The sequence below is a fragment of the Stenotrophomonas sp. YJH_SMC_81 genome, from assembly GCF_059370875.1.
Genome location: NZ_JCAFUB010000002.1, coordinates 648,819 through 663,183 on the forward strand (window position 1 = coordinate 648,819; position 14,365 = coordinate 663,183).

General features: G+C 67.4%; 10 protein-coding genes. 8 read left to right on the top strand and 2 right to left on the bottom strand.

From position 1 onward, the window contains the following. Nucleotides 1-69: 69 nt before the first annotated feature. From AC5P8U_RS06480 to AC5P8U_RS06510, 7 genes are all read left to right on the top strand, one after another. A complete protein-coding gene (locus tag AC5P8U_RS06480; protein ID WP_188240653.1) occupies nt 70-2,736 on the top strand; it encodes a DUF2339 domain-containing protein in 2,667 nt (888 codons plus the stop codon). Then, nucleotides 2,733-4,109, top strand: a complete 1,377-nt coding sequence (locus AC5P8U_RS06485) for a DUF3999 domain-containing protein (protein ID WP_072168479.1) — start codon at nt 2,733-2,735, stop codon at nt 4,107-4,109. The genes AC5P8U_RS06480 and AC5P8U_RS06485 overlap by 4 nt, the downstream gene beginning before the upstream one ends. 645 nt (nt 4,110-4,754) lie before the next feature. Beyond that, entirely contained in the window at nt 4,755-5,930 is a 1,176-nt protein-coding gene (locus AC5P8U_RS06490; protein ID WP_088496278.1) for a phosphoglycerate kinase, read from the top strand. Continuing rightward, nucleotides 5,927-6,580 carry an HAD hydrolase-like protein gene (locus tag AC5P8U_RS06495; RefSeq protein ID WP_088496279.1) on the top strand — a complete coding sequence of 218 codons (654 nt, stop codon included), beginning with the start codon at nt 5,927-5,929 and terminating at the stop codon, nt 6,578-6,580. The genes AC5P8U_RS06490 and AC5P8U_RS06495 overlap by 4 nt, the downstream gene beginning before the upstream one ends. A 178-nt stretch (nt 6,581-6,758) precedes the next feature. Further along, the gene (gene pyk, locus AC5P8U_RS06500; protein ID WP_005418863.1) at nt 6,759-8,225 is read left to right on the top strand and encodes a pyruvate kinase; all 1,467 of its coding nucleotides are present in this window, start codon (nt 6,759-6,761) and stop codon (nt 8,223-8,225) included. Nucleotides 8,226-8,422: 197 nt separating this feature from the next. Then, the gene (locus tag AC5P8U_RS06505; RefSeq protein ID WP_019660018.1) at nt 8,423-9,427 is read left to right on the top strand and encodes a class I fructose-bisphosphate aldolase; all 1,005 of its coding nucleotides are present in this window, start codon (nt 8,423-8,425) and stop codon (nt 9,425-9,427) included. Between the two features lie 129 nt (nt 9,428-9,556). Continuing rightward, nucleotides 9,557-10,702, top strand: a complete 1,146-nt coding sequence (locus AC5P8U_RS06510) for a ribosomal L7Ae/L30e/S12e/Gadd45 family protein (protein ID WP_072168482.1) — start codon at nt 9,557-9,559, stop codon at nt 10,700-10,702. A 91-nt stretch (nt 10,703-10,793) separates the two neighbouring features. Here the strand turns inward: AC5P8U_RS06510 and AC5P8U_RS06515 are convergent, their stop codons facing one another. After that, nucleotides 10,794-11,393 carry an O-acetyl-ADP-ribose deacetylase gene (locus tag AC5P8U_RS06515; RefSeq protein WP_065185299.1) on the bottom strand — a complete coding sequence of 200 codons (600 nt, stop codon included), beginning with the start codon at nt 11,391-11,393 and terminating at the stop codon, nt 10,794-10,796. A 210-nt stretch (nt 11,394-11,603) separates the two neighbouring features. Next, entirely contained in the window at nt 11,604-12,563 is a 960-nt protein-coding gene (gene cysK, locus AC5P8U_RS06520) for a cysteine synthase A (RefSeq protein ID WP_227838301.1), read from the bottom strand. A 209-nt stretch (nt 12,564-12,772) separates the two neighbouring features. Here cysK and AC5P8U_RS06525 point away from each other — a divergent pair, with 209 nt between their 5' ends. Then, nucleotides 12,773-13,756, top strand: a complete 984-nt coding sequence (locus AC5P8U_RS06525; RefSeq protein WP_061479313.1) for a LysR family transcriptional regulator — start codon at nt 12,773-12,775, stop codon at nt 13,754-13,756. The last annotated feature ends 609 nt before the right edge of the window (nt 13,757-14,365 follow it).

Below are 14,365 nucleotides of genomic sequence, written 5' to 3' on the forward strand. Positions count from 1 at the left end.
GCCCCCCTGTCGTAGCATGGGGCGGTCGACCGCCGCCGCTGGGGCGCGGGATCGCATTGGAAGCACGCAATGGAAGCACTGATAGCCCTGGTCGTACTGGTTCTTCTGGCCATCCCGCTGTTGCTGGTGGTCGCGCTGGTGATGATTGCCGGCCTGCGCCGCCGCGTCGCTGCGCTGGAAAGCGCGATGGCCGCCGCGCCGACCGCCGTCAGGCCGGCCGCTACCGCCCCCGCGCCTGAACGGCCTGTGGCCGCACCTGCCAGCGACGATCCACCGTTCCTGCGGCCGGCCGCCGCTGCTGTGCCTCCGTCCCCGCAGCCACCGGTGCGCGAAGCAACGCCCACCGGGGTGCCTGTCCCCCGTCCTGCTGCGCCACCGCCCGTGCCGCCGGTGCCGGTGCAGCCGCCGTTGCCTTCCGAACCGGCACTGCCCAATGTCATCGAGCGTGGCATCGGTGCGGTCAAGCGCTGGTTCACCGAAGGCAACGTGCCGGTCAAGATCGGCATGCTGGTGCTGCTGGCCGGTGTCGCTGCGCTGCTGAAGTACGTCAGCGACCAAGGCTGGCTGGTGCTGCCGATCGAACTGCGCCTGGCCGGCGTCACCGTGGCTGCGCTGGGCCTGCTGGCCTTCGGCTGGCACCAGCGCGAGCGCCGGCAGCTGTTTGCGCTGGCGCTGCAGGGCGGTGCCATCGGCGTACTGCTGCTGACCATCTTCGCGGCGTTCAAGCGCTTCGACCTGATTCCGCCGGCCTTTGCCTTTGCCAGTTCGATCGCACTGGTGGCCGGGCTGTGCGTGCTGGCGGTGGTGCAGAACTCGCGCACGCTGGCCGTACTGGGCATCCTGGCCGGCTTCATGGCACCGCTGTGGTTGTCCACCGGCAGTGGCAACCACGTGGGGCTGTTCAGCTATTACGCGGTGCTCAACGCGGGCATCTTTGCCATTGCGTGGTTCCGGCCATGGCGCGCACTGAACCTGCTGGGTTTCGCCTTCACCTTCGGCATTGGCACCTTCTGGGGCGTGCTGCAGTACGCGCCGGACAAGTTCAGCAGCACCGAGCCGTTCCTGGCGCTGTTCTTCCTGTTCTACCTGCTGATACCGCTGCTGTACGCGCGTCGCCAGCCGGCCGGCCGCCGTGACCTGATCGATGGCAGCCTGGTGTTCGGCACGCCGCTGGTCGCGTTCTCGCTGCAGGCAGGCATGCTGCACGCGCAACCGATGACGCTGGCACTGTGCGCGCTGGGCCTGGCGGCGATCTACGCGGTATTGGCCCGGGCGCTGATCGCACGTGCGTCGTACACCGTGCTGGCGCAGTCGCATGCGGTGCTCGCGGTGGGGTTTGCCACGCTGGCGGTGCCGCTGGCATTGTCGGCGCGCGCCACCGGCGCCGTGTTTGCACTGGAAGGTGCTGGCCTGGCGTGGTTGGGGCTGCGCCAGAAGCGCTGGCTGCCGCAGGTCTCCGGCGCGTTGCTGCAGATCGGCGCCGCATTCGCCTTCGTTGCCGGTGGCGATCACTGGCACGAAGACCTGCGCTTCCTGATCAACCCGACCGCCATTGGCGCGCTGCTGCTGGCCCTGGCCGGCTTCGCGTCGGCGTGGAGCTACCAGCGCAGGCCGCGTCATGAGGTCGCACTGGTGTATTACCTGTGGGGCGTGCTGTGGTGGCTGGGCGGCCTGGTCCATGAGATCACCCGCTTCTTCCCGTACCGCACCGAAGTGGACGCGTTGCTGGTGCTGGCCGCAGTCACTGCCTGGCTGGCGGCCGAAGCGCAGCGTCGCCAGCCGGCGCGTGCGCTGGGCGTTACTGCGCTGGCCATGCTCGCGCTGGGCTTCCCGCTGGCCCTGATGCAGAGCGATGCACACCACCAGCCGTTCGCCGGCCATGGCGCGCTGGCCTGGGCGGTGTTCGCGGTGCTGGGCGTGCGGACCCTGCTGTGCCTGCGCCAGGGCGGCGATACCGTGGCCCGCATCGCGCAGTTCCTGTGGTGGCTGCTGTGGCCGTCGCTGCTTTCGCTGCTGGCCTTGTGGGGTGGTGGCGAGGCCGGCCTGGCGCAGGGTTGGACGACCCTGCTGGTGACCTTGCCGTGGCTGCTGATGGCGGCGCTGTCGCTGTGGCGCTGGAACGCATTGCGCTGGCCGCTGGGCGCGGCCTTCGACAGCGTGCGCGTCCCGCTGCAGTGCGTGCTGTTCGGCCTGCTGGCGATCGGTTGGCTGTTCGGACAGCTGCTGCCGGGCGACGCCGCGCCGCTGCTGTGGCTGCCGGTGCTGAATCCGGCGGAGATCGGCCAGTGGCTGAGCTTGTTGCTGCTGGCGCGCTGGCTGTACGGCAGTGAGGCACCGCAGGCATTGCTGAACATCCGCATGCCGCTGCTGGCACTGGCGGCCTTCCTCGCGTTGACCAGCCTGGTGCTGCATGGCGTACACCAATGGGGTGGACTGGCGTGGAATGCGTCGATGATGCGCTTCAGCCTGGCGCAGACCAGCCTGACCGTGTTGTGGAGCGTGCTGGGTGTGATTGCCTGGGTGTGGGGTTCGCGTCGCAGCCAGCGTGTGTTGTGGATGGTCGGTGCCGTGCTGATGGGCGTGGTGCTGGCCAAGCTGGTTATTGTCGATCGCCAGCACCTGGGCAACCTGCTGGGCATCGCATCGTTCATCGCCTACGGCCTGCTGTGCACGGTCGTGGGTTATCTGGCACCGGCACCGCCAAGCGCGGCGCCGACCGTGGAGGAAACGCAATGAGGAAGTGGAGCAGGGCGCTGCTGTCGGCGATGTTCGGCATGCTGGCCGCCGTCGTGGTACAGGCGGCTGATTACCGCACGCAGTATGCCGAGCAATGGCCGCTTACATTGTCCAGTGCGCAGTCCGGTGCCTACCGTATCGTGCTGGAGCCGGCGATCTACCGCCGTGCCGTAACCGCCGATCTCAGCGATCTGCAGGTGTTCAACGCGGCCAGCCAGTTGTTGCCGTCGGCACTGCTGGCGCCGGACCAGCCGCTGGCGCAGTCGCCGGTGCAGCGTGAACTGCCGTGGTTCGTGCTGCCGCCGCTGGCCGATGCACAGCGCAACGACCTGCAGCTGCTGACCGAGCGCGATACCGATGGGCGCGTGCGCCGGGTCGAAGCGCGGGTGGGTGGCGGGGCAGCGGCGAGCGGGCAGGGCGGCTGGCTGATCGACGCCAGCATGCTCGACCAGCAGCCGCTGGCGGCACTGGTGCTGGACTGGACCGACAGCGGCCAGCCGCTGCAGGCGCAGGTGCAGCTGGATGCCAGTGACGACCTGCAGCACTGGCGATCGATTGGTCGCGACGTGCCGCTGGTGGATCTGCAGCGCGCCGGCAAGCGCCTGCTGCAGCGCCGCCTGCAGGTGGACGGCGCTGCACGCTACCTGCGCATCCTGGCGCAGGGCGACTCGCGCCTGCCGACCCTGCGCGGCGTACTGGCGGAACTGCCGCCAGCACCGGCCACGCTGCCCTGGGAATGGCTGTCGCTGGAGCCGACGTCGTCGGGCAAGGGCGAGTACACCTTCGAGATGGATGGCCGGTTCCCGGTGGCGCGTGCCGATGTCGCCAGCACCGATAACAGCCTCGTGCAATGGACGCTGTTCAGCCGCGATGACGAGAGTGCGGAATGGCAACGTCGCAGCGCGCCGTGGATCGCCTATCAGGTGCAGCAGGGCACGCAGGGCCAGCGCCAGCAGTCGGCGGCACAGCCGCTGGGCGGGGCGCACCGCGACCGCTACTGGAAACTGGTGGCGAATCCGGCGGAAACCGCCACCGCGCCGACGCTGCGCCTGGGCTACCAGCCGGAAGTGCTGGTGTTCCTGAGCCAGGGTGCGGCGCCCTACGCACTGGCGGTGGGCAGCGCGACCGCGCGCCGCACGGACGCGCCGATCGGGGTGCTGATCGAGGAACTTCGGCAGCGCAACGATCCTTCGTGGCAGCCAACACTGGCGCGCCTGGAAGGCAGTCCGGAGCCGCTGGCCGGCGATGCGGCGCTGAAGCCGCAGCGCGATTGGAAATCGTGGTTGCTGTGGGCGTTGCTGGGCCTGGGCGTACTGGTGGTGGGTGGCCTGGCGCTCAGCCTGCTTCGGCAGAAACCTGCGCCTTCGGAATAGGTTCCAGCGAACGGCGCAGCCCCTCGTGGGTGGGCGGTTGGTCGCGTAAAGCAAAAGCAGCGCTTGACCGGGCGGGGCGGGTTCGCGGGGGACGCCGCAAGTACGTCCTTGTAGGCTTGGCAGCCGCATCCATGCGGCTGACACCCCCGCGAACCCACCCCGCCCGGCCTCTGACAATTTCCGTGTGCGTCTTCCCACGGAAAGAAAAAAAGAAGAGCAAAAGCTGCTTGGCAGGGCGCTCTTTGTAGAGCCGAGCCCATGCTCGGCTGCTGTTCGCGATAGACCCAGCCGAGCACGGGCTCGGCTCTACATTTTTCTCCGACACCAGAAACCGCTTTTGCCTTTGCCATCTGCATCACCTCAGGTGCCTGTCGAGGCCGGGGCGGTGTGGGCTGGCAGGGGTGTCAGCCGCATGGATGCGGCTGCCAAGCCTCCAGGGATGGATTCACGGCGTCCCCTGCCAGCCCACACCACCCCGGCCCACTCACAGCACCACGAAGCGCCAGCGCTTTGGCCGTTGCTGTTGCTGTTGCATTTGCCCTTCGCCTCTGCCTGCCGCAGGCATCGGCCCTCCCACCAGCCGCACCCGATACAATGGCCGTCTGCCGCAGACCGGCATCCCGTCCCCGAGCCAAAGAGTTGCCCATGTCCATTGTCCGCATGACCGACCTCGACCTCTCCGGCAAGCGCGTGCTGATCCGCCAGGATCTGAACGTGCCGATCGAGAATGGCCGCATCACCTCCGAACAGCGCATCACCGCTTCGCTGCCGACGCTCAAGCGCGCGCTGGAGCAGGGCGCGGCGGTGATGGTCACCTCGCACCTCGGGCGCCCGAAGGAAGGCGTGTGGAGCGAGGCCGATTCGCTGGCACCGGTCGCCCAGCGCCTGTCCGAGCTGCTGGGCCGCGAAGTTCCGCTGGTGCGCGACTGGGTCGACGGCGTCGACGTGCAGCCGGGCCAGCTGGTGCTGCTGGAAAACTGCCGCATGAACGTCGGCGAGGGCAAGGACGACGAGGCCCTGTCGAAGAAGTACGCCGCCCTGTGCGACGTGTTCGTGATGGATGCCTTCGGTACCGCGCACCGTGCGCAGGCCTCCACCCATGGTGTCATCCGCTTCGCACCGGTCGCGGCCGGTGGCCCGCTGCTGATGGCCGAGCTGGACGCGCTGGCGCAGGCACTGGATGCACCGGCCAAGCCGCTGCTGGCCATCGTCGCCGGCAGCAAGGTCAGCACCAAGCTGGAGTTGCTGGCCAATCTGGTTGGCAAGGTCGACCAGCTGATCGTCGGTGGCGGCATCGCCAACACCTTCATCGCCGCAGCTGGCTACAACGTCGGCAAGTCCCTGTACGAGCCGGACCTGCTGGACACCGCGAAGAAGATCGTGGCCGATGCCAAGGCGCGCGGCGCCGACATTCCGCTGCCGGTGGACGTGGTCACCGCCAAGCAGTTCCTGCCCGACGCTGCCGCGGAAGTGAAGGCGGTCGATGCCGTTGCCGAAGACGACCTGATCCTGGACATCGGCCCGCAGACCGCCGCGCAGTACGCGCAGCTGATCGAGAACGCCGGCACCGTGGTCTGGAACGGCCCGGTCGGCGTGTTCGAGTTCGAAGCCTTCAGCAAGGGCACCGAAGCGCTGGCCCGCGCGATCGCCAGCTCGAAGGCGTTCTCCATCGCCGGCGGTGGCGACACCCTGGCGGCGGTCGACAAGTTCGATATCGCCAAGGACGTCAGCTACATCTCCACCGGTGGCGGCGCGTTCCTGGAGTTCCTGGAAGGCAAGACCCTGCCGGCAGTGGCGGCACTCGACGCGCGCGGCGCATGAGTGCCGAGCGCGGCAAGGATGTGCTGTTCTTCGATCTCGACGGCACGCTGATCGATTCGCAGGTGGGCATCACCGCCTGCATCGCCTATGCGCTGCAGAAGATGGACCATCCGGTGCCGCCGCGGGAAACCCTGCTGGGCTGGATCGGTCCGTCGCTGCGCACCACCTTCGCGCCGTTGTTCGTCGAACCGGCGCGGGTGGAACAGGCCGTGGGCTACTACCGGGAGCGCTTCGACGTCGAAGGCTGGCGCGAGCACACGGTGTACCCGCAGGTGGAAGGCACGCTGCGCACGCTGCATGGCCGTGGACACCGGCTGGCGGTGGTCACCGCCAAGAACGAGCCGCACGCGCGCCGCATCCTCGCCCACCTGCCGTTCGGTGGGCTGTTCGAGGAGATCGTCGGTTCAACCCTGGATGGCTCGCGCAGCCACAAGCCGGAACTGGTCGGCGAGGCACTGCGCCGGCTGCAGGTGCAGCCGGCACAGTGCTGGATGATCGGCGACCGGCGCATGGACATCGAAGGCGCGCGCCACCATGGCCTGCGCAGTGTCGGCGTGCTCTGGGGCTTTGGCGGAGAGGCGGAATTGACGGAAGCCGGTGCCAGTCAGCTGGCACGTGAGCCGGCGCAGCTGGAAACGCTGCTGGCCTAGCTTCCTGTAGAGCCGAGCCCATGCTCGGCCCCACAGAACCGCCCCCCTGCGCCAGCGTATGTCCGGACGATGTCCGCTCCATGACCCGCGAAGTCAGGCGGCACAAGGCTGTAACCGTATACATGCGGCGTGAAGGATGTGCTAATTTCCGTTCTTTACCGGGAGAGGCCCATCCACCATGTTCGAGCGTCAGCGTCGCACCAAGATCCTTGCCACCCTCGGTCCGGCCACTGACCCGCCGGGCGTGCTGGAGGATCTGTTCCGCGCCGGCGTCAACGTGGTGCGCCTGAACTTCAGCCATGGCGATCCGTCCGGCCAGGCCAAGCGCGCCGCCGAAGTGCGTGCCGCTGCGGCCCGCGTGGGCGTGGAAGTGGGCATCCTGGCCGACCTGCCGGGCCCGAAGATCCGCATCGAGCGCTTCGCCGAAGGCAAGGTGCAGCTGAAGGCGGGCGACCGCTTCGACCTGATCGCCAGCGAGAACGCCGGCCCGGGCACTGCCAGCGAGGTGGGCGTGAGCTACCTTGGCCTGCCGCAGGACGTCGGCCCGGGTGATGTGCTGCTGCTCGACGACGGCCTGATGCAGTTGCAGGTGGTGGAAGTGCAGGGCGACCGTATCGTCAACACCGTGCTCAACGATGGTGTGTTGTCCGACCGCAAGGGCCTGAACAAGCAGGGCGGCGGCCTCTCGCTGGGTGCGCTGACCGAGCGCGACAAGGAGCTGATCGGCATCGTTGCCAAGATCGGCGTGGACTTCATCGCCGTGTCGTTCTGCCGCAATGCGCAGGACATGAACGATGCGCGCGACATCGCCCGTTCGCACGGCTGTGATGCCGCGCTGGTGTCGAAGATCGAGCGCACCGAGGCAATCGAGAACCTGGAAGAAATCGTCGAGGCCAGCGACGTGGTGATGGTCGCCCGTGGCGACCTGGGCGTGGAAATCGGCGATGCCGAGCTGCCGGGCCTGCAGAAGAAGATCATCAAGGCCTCGCTGGCGCAGAACAAGGTGGTGATCACCGCCACGCAGATGCTGCAGTCGATGGTGGAAAGCCCGATCCCGACCCGCGCCGAAGTACTGGACGTGGCCAACTCGGTCATCGACGGCACCGACGCAGTGATGCTGTCGGCGGAAACTGCCGCTGGCGCCTACCCGGTCAAGGCCGTGGAGGCGATGGCACGCATCTGCCTGGGGGCCGAGCGCCAGTTCCAGACCGAGACCGACTTCAACGCGTCGCCGCGCAACCTGGAACGTGCCGACCAGGCGATTGCCATGGCCACCATGTTCCTGTCGCAGCACGTGGGCGTGCGCGCGATCGTGGCGATGACCGAATCCGGTGGCACCGCACGTTACCTGTCGCGTTTCCGCGCCAAGGCGCCGGTGTTCGCGGTGACCCGCCATGACGGCGCGCGCCGCCAGATGGCGCTGATGCGCGATGTGTTCCCGATCAACTTCGACAGCCGCGGCCTGACCCCGCGCGAAGCCGCGCGCGGCAGCATCCGCCTGCTGGTGGAATCGGAACTGCTGCAGGCCGGTGATCGCGTCGTGTTCACCAGTGGCGAGCACATGGAAACCCACGGTGCCACCAATACCCTGCGCCTGCTGGAAGTGGGTGAGGACGGCCGCGCCATCGGCCTGGGCGACCTGTAAGTAGTGCTGCCCTGGGGCCGGCGCCGCGTTGCGGATCCGACCCCGGGGTCGGATCCCCGCAGGGGCCCTGACCCCCGACGGCGGGACACGGCGTGTCCGGTGCGGACATTGGAAGCGTTTCCATCCTGTCCTCCACGGCGAGGCAACGGGCCGCGGGGCTATACTTGTGTTTTTCCCGCACCCGCCACAGGAAATACATGAGCATCGAACAGCTGGCTGAAACCGCCCAGGCCATGGTCGCCCCGGGCAAGGGCATCATCGCGATCGACGAATCCACCGCTACCATCGCCAAGCGTTTCGCCGGCGTCGGTATCGAGAACACCGAGGAGAACCGTCGCGCCTACCGCGAGCTGCTGCTGACCACGCCGAAGCTCAACGAGCACATTTCCGGCGCCATCCTGTTTGACGAAACCATCCGCCAGTCGACCAAGGACGGCGTGCCGTTCGCCAAGTACATGGCCGACCACGGCATGATTCCGGGCATCAAGGTGGACAAGGGTGCGCACCCGCTGGCCGGCTGCCCGGGCGAGCTGGTGACCGAAGGCCTCGATGGCCTGCGTGAGCGCCTGCAGGAGTACTACAAGCTGGGCGCGCGCTTCGCCAAGTGGCGTGCAGTCATCAACATCGGCGAGAGCATCCCGTCGGGTACCTGCATCGAATCCAACGCCCATGCGCTGGCCCGCTATGCAGCGCTGTGCCAGGAATGCGGCCTGGTGCCGATGGTCGAGCCGGAAGTGATCATGGACGGCGATCATGACATCGAGACCTGCTACGAAGTCACCGAAGCCACCCTGCGTTCGCTGTTCGACGCCCTGTACCAGCAGAACGTGCTGCTGGAAGGCACCATCCTGAAGGCGTCGATGGTCATCTCCGGCAAGGACTGCGAGGAGCAGGCCGATGTCGAGGAAGTGGCCGAGTCGACCGTGATGTGCCTGAAGAGCACCGTGCCGGCCATCCTGCCGGGCGTGGTGTTCCTGTCCGGTGGCCAGAGCGACGAGCAGTCCACCGAGCACCTGAACGCGATGAACCAGCTGGGCAACCTGCCGTGGCCGCTGAGCTTCTCCTACGGCCGCGCCATGCAGCAGGCCGCGCTGAAGCTGTGGGCCAAGGACATGAAGGGCAACTACGCTGCTGCCCAGAAGACCGTGTACGAGCGCGCCAGGGACAACGGCCTGGCGGCGCTGGGCAAGTGGAACGGTTGATCCGTCCCATCGCTGGATGAACAAGGCAGCGCCGGCATCACGCCGGCGTTTGCTTTTGCGGGTATCTTTTCCGCCCCCATGCGCCTGGCCGGTGCGTGGGAACCACATGGAAGGCCAAGGAGAAACAACATGCGTTTGGCAGCAATCACACTGGCCGTAGCCACGGTCCTGGTCGCCGGCGGGTGCAACCGCATCGGCGGCGGCGCGGATGCGGGCAAGGCCGCGTCGCTCGATTTCGACAAGCCGGTCTCCGGCGAGATCACCTCGCGCAGCGGCATCAACTTCAACGACGGCAGCCATCACCAGCTCTACCAGATCAAGCTGGAAGACAGGGAGCTGGTCGGCCTGAAGCTTACTGGTGCCCTCAGCGGCTCGATTGCGGTGTTCAACAATGGCAGCCTGGTATCCACCAGCAACACCGGCTATGAGCGCGAGGGGGACGTCTCGCTGGCTTTCCGCGCCAACGGCAGTGGTACCTACCAGGTGGCAGTCAACGCCGATGGCCCGACCGCGTTCGGCCCTTATCGCCTTCGCGCCGAGAAGCTGAAGCCATATGACGGCAAGCCGCTGGTGGGCAGTGGCGAGATCGTCGATATGCTGGCCAGCAATTCGCAGGACTACACCTTGCAGGTGGACAAGGCGGGCCTGTACGAGATCCGGCTGGTCTCGGATGCCTTCGACCCGGTGCTGAAGCTTTCCGGGCAGGGCGTGGATGCCGAGAATGACGACGGCGGCGACAGCATCAACTCGCGCCTGACCCTGTCACTGAAGCCGGGCAAGTACACGCTGACCGCGCGCGGCCTCGGCGACGGCGTCAGTGGCATGTTCACCTTGTCGGCCAATCGCATCGAGCTGCCGGGCAACCTGGTCGATCGCGATGGCACCGCATTGCCGAAGTCCGGCAGCGTGTACACGATGCTCGACAACGATGGCGTCCGCCGCTTCCTGCTGACGTTGGACCGTCCGACCAATGTGCGGTTGGATGCGATCTCCGGCCAGCTCGATACCGTGCTGCGCGTGGTTGGCGGCGATGTCGAACTGACCGACGATGACGGTGGCAACGATACCAACGCACGCCTGGAAGAAGCGTTGCCGGCTGGTCATTACACCGTCGAGGTGTCCAGCCTGAGCAACGGCGCGGGCATGGTGGAAGTACGCGTGCAGGTGGACGGCGCCAGCGCCGACGAGGCTGCGGCCTCGGCGGCAAGTGCTGCTGCCGACGCCGCCGCTGCTGTGGCCGATGATGCCGCCGCGGTGGAAGCTGCCAGCCGTTGAACGTGTTCCACACTCCGTGGGAGTGTGGACAACGGTGCTACAGGAAAGGCCGGGCAATGCCCGGCCTTTTCCTTGACGCTGACCGCCGGATTCAGTGCGCGGCGGCAAGGCCCGCATCACCCAGGGGCGGCAGCAGCGACCCACGCGGTTCGCTGTCAGCACTTTGCCCGGCGGCGCTCAACGCCTGCTGGTAGGCCTTGGCCGTTGCGGTATTGAACGCCACCAGCACGATGCGCATCGGTTGCGCATGGCTGCGCTGCCAGGCCAGTGTTTCGGTGACAGCGATCTGCGCGGCCTGGTACAACGGGTAGCCATACACGCCGCAGCTGATCGCCGGGAAGGCGATGGAGTGCACGCCCAGTGATTCGGCCAGCTGCAGTGACTTCCAGTAGCAGTTGGCCAGCAACGCCGGTTCATCGCGCTGGCCGTCGTGCCAGACCGGGCCTACCGTGTGCAGTACATGGCGCGCCGGCAACGCATGGGCACCGGTGGCGCGCACTTCACCCGTCGGGCAACGCACGCCCGGGCGCAGCTCCGGCAACTGCTCGCATTCGGCCCGCAAGGCGGGCCCGGCCGCACGATGGATCGCGCCGTCGACACCGCCGCCACCGAGCAGCGTTTCATTGGCCGCGTTGACGATCGCATCCACCGCCAGGGTCGTGATGTCGCCCTGCCAAACCTCGATCTTCATGCGTCCGTCTCCTGCCTGTGAGGTGATCCGCGCAGCATCTGCGCCGGCTGTTCCCACGGTAGGGGACAGGGCATCGATGCTGCGTCATGACCGTCTCACGCGCTGCGATCCAACGGCCTTCGCGCACGATGGCGGGCGACGCCTTCACGCAGGCTGAAGCGGGAAGGAGCCGGATCCTTTTCCGAACGGAAAAGGCTCTGACCCCGGCTGTTACGGCAGGCCGGCCAGCCAGTCGTCGTCGGATCCTTCGTTCACATCGGCGAACAGCGGTGTTGAGAAGTAACGTTCACCAGTATCCGGCAGCATCGCAAGGATCACCGAGCCCGGTTCAGCGCGGGCAGCGATGTCCAGCGCGCTGGCCACGGTGGCGCCGGCGGAGATGCCGACGAAGATGCCTTCCTCGGCGGCCAGGCGACGCGCGGTGGCGATCGCGCGATCATCTTCGACCGAGACCAGTTCATCCACCACGTCGCGGTTGAGCACGTCCGGCACGAAGTCCGGGGTCCAGCCCTGGATCTTGTGCGGCTTCCAGTCATCCCCCTTGAGCAGGGCGGCGCCGGCCGGTTCGGTGGCGATGATGCGGGTCTGCGGGCGTGCCACCTTCAGCACTTCGCCTACGCCAGTGAGCGTGCCGCCGGTGCCCCAGCCGCTGACGAAGTAGTCCAGCCGCTTGCCGGCGAAGTCGCGCAGGATCTCGGCAGCGGTGGTGTTGCGGTGATACGCCGGGTTGGCCGGGTTGGCGAACTGGCTGGCCAGGAACCACCCGTGCTGCTCGGCCAGCTCGGCCGCCCTGCGCACCATGCCGCTGCCGCGCTCGGCGGCCGGGGTCAGGATCACCTTGGCGCCGTAGGCACGCATCAGTTTGCGGCGCTCGACCGAGAAGGTTTCGACCATGGTGGCCACGAATTTGTAGCCGCGCGCGGCGGCGACCATCGCCAGTGCTACGCCGGTGTTGCCCGAGGTGGCCTCCACGATCGTGTCGCCCGGCTTGAGCAGGCCGCGTGCTTCGGCATCGAGGATGATCGCCAGCGCCAGGCGGTCCTTCACCGAGCCGCCCGGGTTGAACGACTCGACCTTGGCGTAGACGCTGACCTGTGGCGCCGCCAGGCGCTGCAGCCTGACGATGGGGGTGTTGCCGACGGTATCGAGGATGGAGTCGTACAGGGCCATGGGAGCGCTCCGGAAACGGGGCCGCGCCGGGTTACGGCGGGCGAAGGGGGGAGGGCTGGCCGTTCAGGCCAGCGGCTGCCGGCTGACCGTAGCGCCGGCATATGACGCCCGGAAATGACCAGATACCTTTCTTAAACAACCTTTGGTTATAAGCTGGTGACGGCAATTGACCCTAGAGTGGACGTCCGCCCCATGCCGCCTGCCTGCCCATGACGCTGACCCAGCTGCGCTACCTGGTAGCCATCGCCGACGCCGAGCTGAACATCACGCTGGCCGCCTCGCGCGTGCACGCCACCCAGCCCGGCCTCTCCAAGCAGCTCAAGCAGCTGGAGGACGAGCTCGGCTTCCTGTTGTTCGTGCGCAAGGGGCGCAGCCTGGAGTCGGTTACCCCGGCCGGAACCGAAGTCATCGCGCGTGCCCGCGCGGTGCTGGCCGAAGCCAACAACATCCGTACGTACGCGGCAAACCAGCGGCGCGAAAGCCAGGGCCAGCTGATCCTGACCACCACGCACACCCAGGCGCGCTTCGTGTTGCCGCCGGCGGTGGCGGCGATCAAGCAGGCCTATCCGCAGGTCAGCGTGCACCTGCAGCAGGCCGGTGAAACCGACGCGCTGGACCGCTTGAACCAGGGTGACGCCGATATCGCCATCATCAGCACCGCAGGCGGTGAGCCAACTGATGGCATCGCAGTGCCGCTGTTCCGCTGGCGACGCCTGGTAGTGGTACCCAAGGGCCACCCGTTGGACCGCGCCGGCCGCGCACCGGACCTGGCCGCGCTGGCCCGCCAGCCGCTGATCAGCTACGAATCCTCAACCCGACCGAACTCATCCCTGCAACGCGCCTTCGCCACCAATGGGCTGGTGCCCGACCTGGCGCTGACCGCGCTCGATGCCGACCTGATCAAGACCTACGTGCGCACGGGTCTGGGCGTAGGCCTGCTGGCCGAGATGGCGGTCAGTTCCAATGACGAAGACCTGAGGTCGTGGCCGGCGCCGGATCCGATCAGCGAGTGCATCGCCTGGGCGGTGTTGCCGCGCGACCGCGTGCTGCGTGATTACGCGCTGGAGCTGGTGCATGTGCTGGCCCCACAGATTGATCCGCGCGACCTGCGGCGGGTGCTGGATGGCAACCAGGCCGCAGCGTGGCCGGTGCCCCCGACCTGGGAGTCACTGACCCAGACCATCACGGTGTGAGGTGGGTCGAGCAGGGCGTGCCGCCCTGCACCCGCTACGACATTCAAGCAACAGCAACAGCAGAAGCGTGCATTCCGTGGGTTGGCGGGGCGGTGTCGGAATGCGGGGACGCTGCAAGTACGTCCCTGTAAGCTTGGCAGCCGCTTGCTCGTGTGCGCTTTCCTGCGCACACGGCAAGACCGGGGTTGGGCGTCCTGCCCAACCCGCCCGAGGCATGCCTCGGGCCCATGCGGCTGACACCCCGCACTCCGACACCGCCCCACCTCTGACAGATTCCGGCGGCTGTTGGCAGGTGTCGACCTTGGTCGACACGGTAGATCCACGCCATGCGTGGATGCTTTTCGATTCCAATTCGAAATATTCGATTCCGATGGAGATTCATCCACGCATGGCGTGGATCTACTGCAGACCGCAGAGATCTGTCGAAGGCGGGGTGGGTCCGGTTGCGGGGGCGTGAGCCGCATGGATGCGGCGACCGAGCTTACATGGGTGAGGGCGCTTTGCTTGCGAAGCACTGCTTCGCAAGCGCCCGAACGCACAGCCGCCAGCGGCTGGGCCGGGCCCCGGAGGGGTACTTGCAGCGCCCCCCGCAACCGGACCCACCCCGCC